The organism is Massilia genomosp. 1, assembly GCF_011682185.1.
Lineage (GTDB): Bacteria > Pseudomonadota > Gammaproteobacteria > Burkholderiales > Burkholderiaceae_D > Telluria_A > Telluria_A rubra.
Genome location: NZ_WHJF01000161.1, coordinates 1 through 9,493, shown reverse-complemented (window position 1 = coordinate 9,493; position 9,493 = coordinate 1). Strand labels below are relative to the sequence as shown.

The 9,493-nt window shown below is 56.7% G+C and carries 8 protein-coding genes; all 8 read left to right on the top strand.

All coding sequences use genetic code 11. From position 1 onward, the window contains the following. On the top strand, nucleotides 1–722 hold a 722-nt coding region (locus F1735_RS37005), incomplete at its 5' end, for an IS66 family transposase (RefSeq protein WP_229506058.1). Beyond that, nucleotides 640–1,299, top strand: a complete 660-nt coding sequence (locus F1735_RS37000) for an IS66 family transposase (RefSeq protein ID WP_308628224.1) — start codon at nucleotides 640–642, stop codon at nucleotides 1,297–1,299. The genes F1735_RS37005 and F1735_RS37000, both read left to right, overlap by 83 nt. Before the next feature lie 159 nt (nucleotides 1,300–1,458). Further along, nucleotides 1,459–1,680 carry a hypothetical protein gene (locus tag F1735_RS31375; protein WP_167240665.1) on the top strand — a complete coding sequence of 74 codons (222 nt, stop codon included), beginning with the start codon at nucleotides 1,459–1,461 and terminating at the stop codon, nucleotides 1,678–1,680. Nucleotides 1,681–1,926: 246 nt separating this feature from the next. Continuing rightward, nucleotides 1,927–2,133 carry a helix-turn-helix domain-containing protein gene (locus F1735_RS31370; protein WP_308628222.1) on the top strand — a complete coding sequence of 69 codons (207 nt, stop codon included), beginning with the start codon at nucleotides 1,927–1,929 and terminating at the stop codon, nucleotides 2,131–2,133. Then, a complete protein-coding gene (locus F1735_RS31365) occupies nucleotides 2,130–5,324 on the top strand; it encodes a helicase-related protein (RefSeq protein WP_167240661.1) in 3,195 nt (1,064 codons plus the stop codon). The genes F1735_RS31370 and F1735_RS31365 overlap by 4 nt, the downstream gene beginning before the upstream one ends. A gap of 2 nt (nucleotides 5,325–5,326) precedes the next feature. After that, nucleotides 5,327–6,100: a DUF4391 domain-containing protein gene (locus tag F1735_RS31360; RefSeq protein WP_445081578.1), complete on the top strand. Its 774-nt coding sequence runs from the start codon at nucleotides 5,327–5,329 to the stop codon at nucleotides 6,098–6,100. Between the two features lie 26 nt (nucleotides 6,101–6,126). Further along, complete coding sequence (locus F1735_RS31355) at nucleotides 6,127–8,235, top strand: site-specific DNA-methyltransferase (protein WP_167240658.1); 2,109 nt, start codon at nucleotides 6,127–6,129, stop codon at nucleotides 8,233–8,235. A 1-nt stretch (nucleotide 8,236) separates the two neighbouring features. Continuing rightward, complete coding sequence (locus tag F1735_RS31350) at nucleotides 8,237–9,385, top strand: ATP-binding protein (protein WP_167240656.1); 1,149 nt, start codon at nucleotides 8,237–8,239, stop codon at nucleotides 9,383–9,385. The last annotated feature ends 108 nt before the right edge of the window (nucleotides 9,386–9,493 follow it).

Sequence of the window (9,493 nt, the reverse complement as noted above, 5' to 3'; positions counted from 1 at the left end):
GCTTCATTGACTGTCCCGTTCAATTGGGTAGGGACGCTATCGCCCGCGACATTCCGATTCAAGTTGAAAAGGTCCTGCATCGGAAAAGCGGCGCTGCGGCGGTGGTTTGTGCAACATTCAGGCTAAAGCGGGTGGCCGAACCGACCAGCACGAAGGATCATCCGCCGCCGTCGCATTGCAACCACTGCCACAATGCGCTGGCGCTCGATCAGGCGCTCGTGCTGGAGCGTCGCCACGTATTCGATGTGCCGACGATGTGTTTCGAGGTTGTCGAACACCGCGTCGACACAGTGGTTTGCGCCTGCGGTCAGCGCCATGACAGCGAGTTTCCGGCAGCAGTGAGCGAGGTGGTGCAATACGGCCCGAACGTGCGGGCACTGGGCGTGCATCTGACCCAGGGACAGATGCTGCCGTACGCCCGCGCCGCCGAATTGATCTTCGAGATGACGGGCATGTCGGTGTCGCCGGCAACCCTGCTCGCCTGGGTTGGCGAGGCCCGTCTGGCTCTGCAGGGCACAGCGGATCTGATAGCGCGACAATTGCACCACGCTCCTGTACTGTGCGCCGACGAATCGGGCCTGCTCGTGGACGGCAAGCTGCACTGGATGCATGTGGCAGCGACTGCAGAACTGACTTGGTATGGCATGCACGCCAAGCGTGGCGTCGATGCGATCACTGCGCACGGCATTCTGCCCAAACGCAGCGGCGTGCTGGTTGCATGATTGCTGGGCGCCGTACTGGAAACTCGACAACGCTCTGCATGCCTTGTGCAATGCCCATCTGCTTCGAGAACTGGTCTATGCGCAGGAGGTCACCGGCCAGGATTGGCCAACTGCCATGAGCGAACTGCTGCTCAACGCCCAGCGATTGAGCGCGGCGGCGCAGCAGCAGGGACGACCATTTGACGCGCCCGCCATCGCCGCCTTCATTACCGTCTACAACGACATCGTGAGCCAAGGCGAACAACTGAACCCTTTTCAAATAAAGCCAGACGGCAAAGCCGGTCGCTGCAAGCAATCCGACGCCCATAACTTGCTGCGCCGCTTCCGGCTGCACGCCGATGCCATCTTGCGCTTCATCGCCGATCCCAGCGTCCCGTTCACTAACAATATTGCTGAACGGGCCGTCAGGATGCCCAAGGTCAAACAGAAGATATCTGGCTGCTTCCGCACCACTGCCGGTGCCGACAATTTCTGCGTCATCCGTTCTTGCCTCGATACGCTACGCAAACAAGGTCACAGCATGTTGGAAGTGCTGCGCCGTGCGTTGACTGGCGATCCGATCATGCCGGCTGCGTAGCGGCTGAATAGTTACCAGCCCAGCTTCACTTCCGAGCCCGTTCCTGGATGGCGCACGCTCAGCATCCGGGCGGCATTTACTGAGGGCATTGACCCTGAACTCGTCTACCCGGAGGATTGGGCGGTTCCCGGCCGTTACGAAGTCCTGGTCCCAGGCGACATGGACGACACGACCGCCGCCGCTTGTGCGATGGGCGGCTTTCATTCGACGGTGCCCATCAAGCGTCTCTATACGTTCGAGTTCCCCATATACGATGGGAGTGAGAATAATGAGCTCGAACCCGACCATGACCAGGACAGGTATGCGCTTGCGAAACAATGCGGCGAGGTGAGCTTCCGCAGTAAGGGATGCCAGGACGAATTGGCCGCCGACGCAGGCTGAGTCGAGCTCAAACGCTGCCGCTGCATCCCAGCACATCGCACTATTTTTCGTGCTTAGGCCGTCCGTGTGACGGCCCAGGTCTTTTGCGCTCTGGCCATAGCCGATCTGGGGCTAGCGGGTGATGTCCGGAAGGCGCTTAAGGCAGTGGTCGGGGCAGGGCGGCAGCGTGTTAGACTGTCTTGTACTGCCTTGCACTAGAATCCACCCTAAATTCGCGCCCCTATGAATACTTCGTCTGATAGCGTAATGACCGTCAAAGAAGTTGCCGAATACCTGCGAGTCAATCAACGCACGGTGTATCGGCTGGCAGTTGAGCGTCGTCTACCTGGATTCAAGGTCGGGGCGAACTGGCGTTTCAAGAGAGGCGACATCGAGGGATGGATATCAGCGCAATCGACGGCGGCATTGCCAGCCGATGAAGCAAATGCACACGGAGAGGGAAAAGATACGTGAAGCTGATCCGCAACAGCGGCTCAGACCGCGTCATTGATCTTATCCTCCCCCATCTGAAACCGGGACACCAGTTCGGCTGTGTAACACCGTCGTTCTCGCTGTTCGCATTCGCTGAGCTTCGCGAAGCGCTCGGCAAGTTGGAACGCGTGCAACTCATTCTGCCGCCCGCCGATGAAGAGCTCGATTTTCTTGGCCGTGACGGTGACCGTGCGGCACGCAACCGCATGCAGTCCCGCTGGTTGGCCAACCAGTGCGCAAAATGGCTGGATCATAATGTCGAGCTACGTCGGGCGCATGGGCGAGTTCCTCAGGGCGCCGCCGTCATGCGCGCCTCGGACGGCATGGCCGACCAGGTGGTCCTGGGCTCGTTCGCATTCAGCACTGACGGCTTGGGCCTGACGCCCGGGAATCCCCTAAACTTGATTCAAGCCTCGGAGTCAGCCGAGGAAGCCGCTCAGCTTGCCCGCTGGCTCGACCAGCAATGGGCCACGCTGCAGGCGCAACCTGATAGCCTGCCAGCCCTGATTGAAACCCTGCAGGGCATGGGGCAACATCGCGCACCATTCACGATTTACACCTTGATCCTGAATCACATGTTCGGAGGCAGGGGCGATGAGATGGACGAGGAGCGAATCGTCAAGTCGGCCACTGGCATCCGAAACACAGTAGTGTGGAATAAGCTGTTCAAGTTCCAGCGGGACGGCGTCGTCGGTGCCATCGACAAGCTCGCGCGCTTCGGCGGCTGCATTATTGCGGACAGCGTGGGCTTGGGGAAGACATTTGAGGCGCTAGCCGTCATCAAGTACCACGAGCTGCGCAACGACCGGGTACTGGTTCTGGCACCCAAACGCCTGCGCGACAACTGGACGCTCTACAAGGCCAACGACAAGCGCAACATACTGGCTGCCGACCGGTTTAACTACGATGTGCTGAACCACACAGATTTGTCGCGCGATAGCGGAATCTCAGGCGACATTGACCTGACCAATGTGAACTGGGGTAACTACGACCTCGTCGTCATCGACGAGAGTCACAACTTTCGCAACAAGGCGAGCAACAAAGGCAAGGAAACGCGCTACGACCGGCTCATGCGCAAGATTATTAAGGAAGGCGTCAAAACGCGCGTGTTGATGTTGTCGGCCACCCCTGTGAACAACCGTCTTGCCGATCTGAAGAATCAAATTGCCTTTGTCACCGAAGGGGACGACACAGCCCTGTTGGAGCATGGGATAGCAAGTATTGAGCAGACAACCCGTAAGGCCCAATCCCAGTTCAATCGCTGGTTGGAAATGGACGAGGCCGAACGTACGCCTGGGCATCTGGTGGAAATGTTGGGCTTCGATTACTTTACCCTCCTGGATCACTTGACCATCGCACGTTCGCGCCGGCACGTCGAAAAATACTACGGCACGGCGGAGACTGGAAAATTTCCGGGCCGGTTGCCCCCCATAAATATCAAAGCTGATGTGGACATTGCTGGCCAATTCAGGGCTATCAAAGACATCAATCTTGAGATTCGGCGCCTGAACTTGGCGAGCTACGCGCCGCTGCGCTACGTGCGTCCACACAAGCAGGCTGCCTACGATGCGAAGTACAGCACTGAGATTCGAGGCGGCGAGAGTTTTTTCCGCCAGGCCGACCGTGAAGAGAGCTTGATCCACCTGCTTAGGGTCAACGTGCTCAAGCGTATGGAGAGCGCTGTGTCCTCATTTGCGCTGACGGTTCAGCGGCAGCTGAAGGACGTTCAAGCGGTGCTTGCCCACATCGAAAACCATGACGACGGTGTCGAAGAGATTGACATTGCCGATGTGGACATCGACGACCCTGCCTTCGAATCCCTGTTGGTCGGGCGCAAGGTCAAAGTATTGCTGACCGACGTTGACCTCATCCGCTGGAAGCAAGATTTGATTGAGGACCGGAACCGCTTGGCCACGCTACTTGCGGCTGCGCAGCAAGTGGACGCAAATCGTGATGCCAAGCTTGCGAAGCTGCGGGCAATGATTGAACGGAAATGCCGCGAGCCGATTAACGCCGGCAACCGCAAGATAATCGTGTTCACCGCGTTCTCGGATACTGCGCAATACCTCTACGCCAACCTCGCGGCTTGGGCCAAGAGCGCGCTCGGCATCGACGCTGGATTGATCACCGGTAGTGCCGGCATCCAGACTACGTTACCCGGTTTGCGCAAGAGCATGAGTAGTGTGTTGTCGGCCTTCGCCCCCCGCGCTAAGGAACGGCCGCTAGATCTGGCCACCGAAGGTGAAATCGATTTGCTCATCGCTACCGACTGCATCTCTGAAGGGCAGAACTTGCAGGACTGCGATTGGCTAGTCAACTACGATATTCACTGGAACCCTGTTCGGATCATCCAGCGTTTCGGACGCATCGACCGTATCGGCTCCCCCAATCAGAATATCCAATTGGTAAACTTCTGGCCCAACATGGAGCTTGAGGAGTACATCGGCCTGGAGCAACGCGTCAGCGGTCGCATGGTATTGCTCGATGTCTCGGCAACCGGCGAGGAAAACCTCATCGAGCAGCAGTCTGGCAATCCGATGAATGACCTGGAGTACCGGCGCAAACAGTTGCTCAAACTGCAGGACACCGTCATCGACATGGAGGACTTGAGTAACGGCGTTTCCATCACAGATCTGACGCTTACCGACTTCCGCATCGACCTTGCGCAATACCTCAAGGAACACCCTGGTCAGCTCGATACCCTTCCGCTGGGAACCTACGCCGTCACGACCAGCATTGATGCCGACATCGCACCTGGAGTCATATTCTGCCTACGTGCCGAAGGAGCCGTGGCGGCAAAGGGCCTGCAATCTGACTACCCCTTAGCGCCAATCTACCTGGCGCACGTGGGCGACGATGGCGCCGTGTTGCTGCCATACCCTCAGGCCAAGCGAATTCTGGACCGGCTCAAACGCCTGGCCCTCGGGCGCGCGTTGCCCGACGCGGGCGCCTGCGCCAAGTTCGACAAGGACACGCGTCAGGGCGAAGACATGCGTCAAGCACAAAAACTGCTCGCTTCCGCTGTAGCGTCAGTGGTGGGCAAGAATGAAGAGCGCGCCGTGGCCAGTCTGTTTTCGCCGGGTGGCACGCATGCCATGAAGGGCGAGTTCGCTGGTAGCAACGACTTTGAGGTAGCGGCCTTCCTAGTAGTCTTGCCAGGGAGCGGCGCTTGATAGTGCAGGAACTAATCGCTGCATTGGCATTGCCGGCCAGTTGCCGAGTAGATCAGCGCGTCCCTAAAAAAATGTTGGTGGAAAACGGCGCTCCAACCGCTACTGACAAGCGCCTACTGAACGATGTTATCGAAGAGATCCTGTGGATTGCTGCTCTAAAGCCCACCACCGTGGGCGTGCCGGACTATCGTGACCAGGAGCGGCAATACCTGGAGGTGGCTGTGCTCAGCGTCGCCACGCGCGGCGCTGAGGGGCCGGCAGCTCCCGGCAAGCCTATCAACACCACGCGACTAGCAGAGTTAGTGCACCGGGCGGTGCCGTATCCCTTGTTGCTCTTGCTGGCAACGCCACAAGGCCTATTTCTGTCAATGGCGCACAAGCGTTGGGCTCAGAACGAGGTAGGCAAGATTGTACTGGACGGCGATGTGACGACCGTTGAAGCATTCGCCGACGTGACAGCTACGCCCATTTTTCTACAATGCCTTGCCTTGTCGCGCCAGCCACAGGCGACGCTGATGGCCCTGTACCAAGGCTGGTGGGACTGCCTGACGGCATTGCAAGCGGCCCGCTACACCGGCACGTTCAAGGTTGCAGATAGTCCGGCTGATGCCGCTGTGCGCCGTTCGGCGCTGCACGAGTGCCAGCGGCTGGAACGAGAGGCCGTCCGCTTGCGCATCCAGGCGGGCAAGGAAAAACAGATGGCCAAGCAGGTTGACCTGAATCTCGCGCTGAAGCGCGTGCAGGCTGACCTGTTGGTCGCCCGCGAACAACTTTAAAGATTAACCCAATGACGGAGAAACAGATGCAGAAGATCCAGGCGACGAGTGCGGAGGCGCAATCGGCGGACCTAATGGCGGCCAACATCGCGCAGCTTAAGGCCCTGTTCCCAGAGCTGATCACTGAAGGTGCAAATGGTACTGCCGTGAACGTGGACGTGCTAAAAGCATTGGTTGGCGACCAAACTGTTACTGAAGTCGAAGAGAAATACGGGCTGAACTGGCACGGAAAACGTCGGGCACGTCAACTTGCCTTGGCGCCCAGCACCGGCACTCTGCGGCCCTGCCCGGAGGAGAGCGTCGATTGGGACACAACCCAGAACTTGATGATCGAGGGCGACAACCTTGAAGTGCTCAAACTGCTACAGAAAAGTTACGCCGGTAAAGTCAAGCTGATCTACATCGACCCGCCCTACAACACGGGCAAAGACTTTGTCTATCCCGATGACTTCAGGGACAACATCCGTAACTACAAGGAGCTCACCGGGCAGATTGATGGCGAAGGTAGAGCCAGGAGTAGCAATACCGAGACAAGTGGGCGATTCCACACCGACTGGTTGAACATGATCTATCCGCGAGTCAAACTTGCGAGGAGCCTGCTCACACATGATGGCGTCATCTTGATTTCCATCGACGACCACGAGATAGAGAATCTTCGACGTGTATTCGGTGAAATTTTTGGAGAAGAGAACTTCATCGCGTGCATGATCTGGGAAAAGGGCCGCAAGAATGACGCCAAGTTCATCTCAGGTGGGCACGAGTACGTTTTGGTTTACGCCAAATCGTTGGCTCGACTCCGTGAGCTCAAGACGATATGGCGTGAGGAAAAGCCCGGCGCACGGGAAATTTGGGAGCAATATTTGCTATTGCGAACGAAGCATGGAGACGATGATCGGGCCATCGAAACAGACCTTCAGGCGTGGTTTTCAGCCCTAGACAAAAAGCATCCAGCCAAGAAGTGGAGTCGATATAAACGTGTTGATGCCAACGGTCCTTGGCGTGATCGTGATATCTCATGGCCTGGCGGCGGTGGGCCGCGATATGATGTAAACCATCCGAAGACTGGCTTGCCATGCAAAGTCCCAGAACGCGGATGGATTTATTCGAGTCCCGAAGAAATGACTCGCCAGATAAAGCTTGGACTTGTGGAGTTTCGTGCTGATCACACAGAACCTCCTTTCCGCAAGGCGCACATTAAGCCCATCGCCGACGAGGCCGAAGAGGCGTTCGAAGAGGACGCAGATTCAGACGACGCTGAGGATGGCGCAAGCGAAGATGAGGAGGAGTTCGCAACCCAGGTGAGAGGTAGCTATTTCTATAAGCAATCTCAGGTCTGTGTGAAGTTCCTTCGTAAGCTGCTTGGCGCGAAGGTTTTTAACAACCCCAAGGACCACTTCGAACTTGCTCGCCTCATTGACTATGCGACGGCGAACGACCAGGCCGCCATTGTCATGGACTTCTTTGCTGGTAGCGGCAGTACGGCGCATGCTGTGATGGACCTCAATGCCGCTGATGGGGGTAAGCGGCGGTACGTGATGGTCCAGTTACCCGAACCATTGGACCCGTCAAAGAAAGACCAGAAGGCTTCCGCAAAGTATTGTGACAAGATCGGAAAGCCGCGCTCAATTGCAGAACTGACTAAGGAGCGCCTGCGGCGCGTTGCGGCTCAGATCAGAGCCGACAATCCTACATATGGCGGCGATACTGGCTTCCGTGTATTCAGACTGGATACCTCCAACCTTCGCGTCTGGAACCCGAAGCCATCGGACCTGCAAGCGGACCTCATTTCTAGTCAAGAACATTTGCTAGAAGGGCGGAGCAATGACGATATTTTATGCGAGTTGCTACTCAAGCTAGGGTTAGACCTGTGCATGTCGATCAACCATCGAAACATTGGAGGTTCCAATGTCTACTCAGTCGGCGGCGGAGTCCTGATGACCTGCCTTGTCGAATCAATTTCCTCACAGATGGTTGAGCCAATCGCCGAGGGAATAGTCGCCTGGCATAAAGAATTGGCGCCGGCTGGCGATTCTACTTGTGTCTTTCGCGATAGCGCTTTCGTCGACGACGTGGCGAAGACAAACATGGCCGCGATCCTGGCGCAGAATGGCATCGTCAACGTGCGGAGTTTGTAACGTGGATGAGGTGGCGTTGATTGCCTTGGTGGATAACCTGCGGGCACAGGGGCGTGAGGCTAGCACGGTAGAGTTCAAGGCTAACTGGGACCAGCCGAGTGATATTGGTGAATACCTTTCCGCCTTGGCCAACTCAGCTGTATTGGAGCGGCGCGACCATGCTTGGATGGTATGGGGTGTGAGTGACAAAACTCACGAAGTTATCGGCACAACATTTAACCCATTTTCGGCCAAAGGTGAGGGCAGTCAACCGCTAATCATGTGGCTGACTCAGAAAATTTTGCCTCGGCCTGACTTCGATTTTCATGAGGTACAACATCCGCAGGGCCGTGTGGTCTTACTGGAAATCAAAGCCCCACGCACTGCGCCCTTGGGCTTTGCCGGCGTTCGCTACATTCGTATCGACAGTCACAAGACTAAACTAAGTGAGCACGCCGATAAGGAGTTACGCATATGGGAATATCTGGGTCAGAAATCTGACTGGACTGGCGAGATTGTGCCCAATGCAACGCTTGACGACCTTGACTCAGCGGCGGTTGACGCAGCGCGCAAGCGCTTTACCGAGTATCTTCTGAAAGCGGAGACCGATACTTCCCGACATGACCAGATTCGGGCAGAGGCTCAAGTATGGGACACGGTGACGTTGCTGAATAAAGCGCGCATCACCAAGGCTGGGCGCATCACCCGGTCAGCATTGCTGCTGCTTGGCAAAGATGAGTCTGCGCACTTTCTTTCTCCCGTGGATGCCAAGCTGAGCTGGATCTTGCGCGATGCTCAGCATGCGACCGTGTCTTCGCATCCATATGGCGTTCCATTTTTATTGGCAACTGATCAGGTCTTTCGACGCATCCGTAATGAGCCTGTCGAAGCGATGCCTGATGGCACCTTATTTCCTGTGGCTGTGCAACGTTATGACGCGTGGGTCATTCGTGAGGCATTGCACAACTGTGTGGCGCACCAAGACTATCGTCTGGGTGGCAAGGTAAACGTCGTGGAGTATCCGGACAAGGTGGTGTTTACGAATCTTGGCCAGTTCATTCCACCTAGCGTGGAGTGGATGTTGGAGCACCAGTCGCCGCCGGAACACTACCGCAATCAATGGCTTATCGACGGAATGATTCGTCTGCGCATGCGGAAATTTGCAAGCTAGTTGTCGCCTAAATACGATTTTTACGCTGCTTTTTTGAGTGCTTGATTTTTCTCCTTTTTGGTGACGGCTTCCGTGACACTTTTTTCGGGATTGAGGTGTACCGTCGTC

Bases quoted from the DNA above. Each gene is read 5' to 3' on its own strand.
- F1735_RS37000 (WP_308628224.1), top strand. From the start codon at position 640: ATGGCATGCACGCCAAGCGTGGCGTCGATGCGATCACTGCGCACGGCA.
- F1735_RS31375 (WP_167240665.1), top strand. From the start codon at position 1,459: ATGGACGACACGACCGCCGCCGCTTGTGCGATGGGCGGCTTTCATTCG.
- F1735_RS31370 (WP_308628222.1), top strand. From the start codon at position 1,927: ATGACCGTCAAAGAAGTTGCCGAATACCTGCGAGTCAATCAACGCACG.
- F1735_RS31355 (WP_167240658.1), top strand. From the start codon at position 6,127: ATGCAGAAGATCCAGGCGACGAGTGCGGAGGCGCAATCGGCGGACCTA.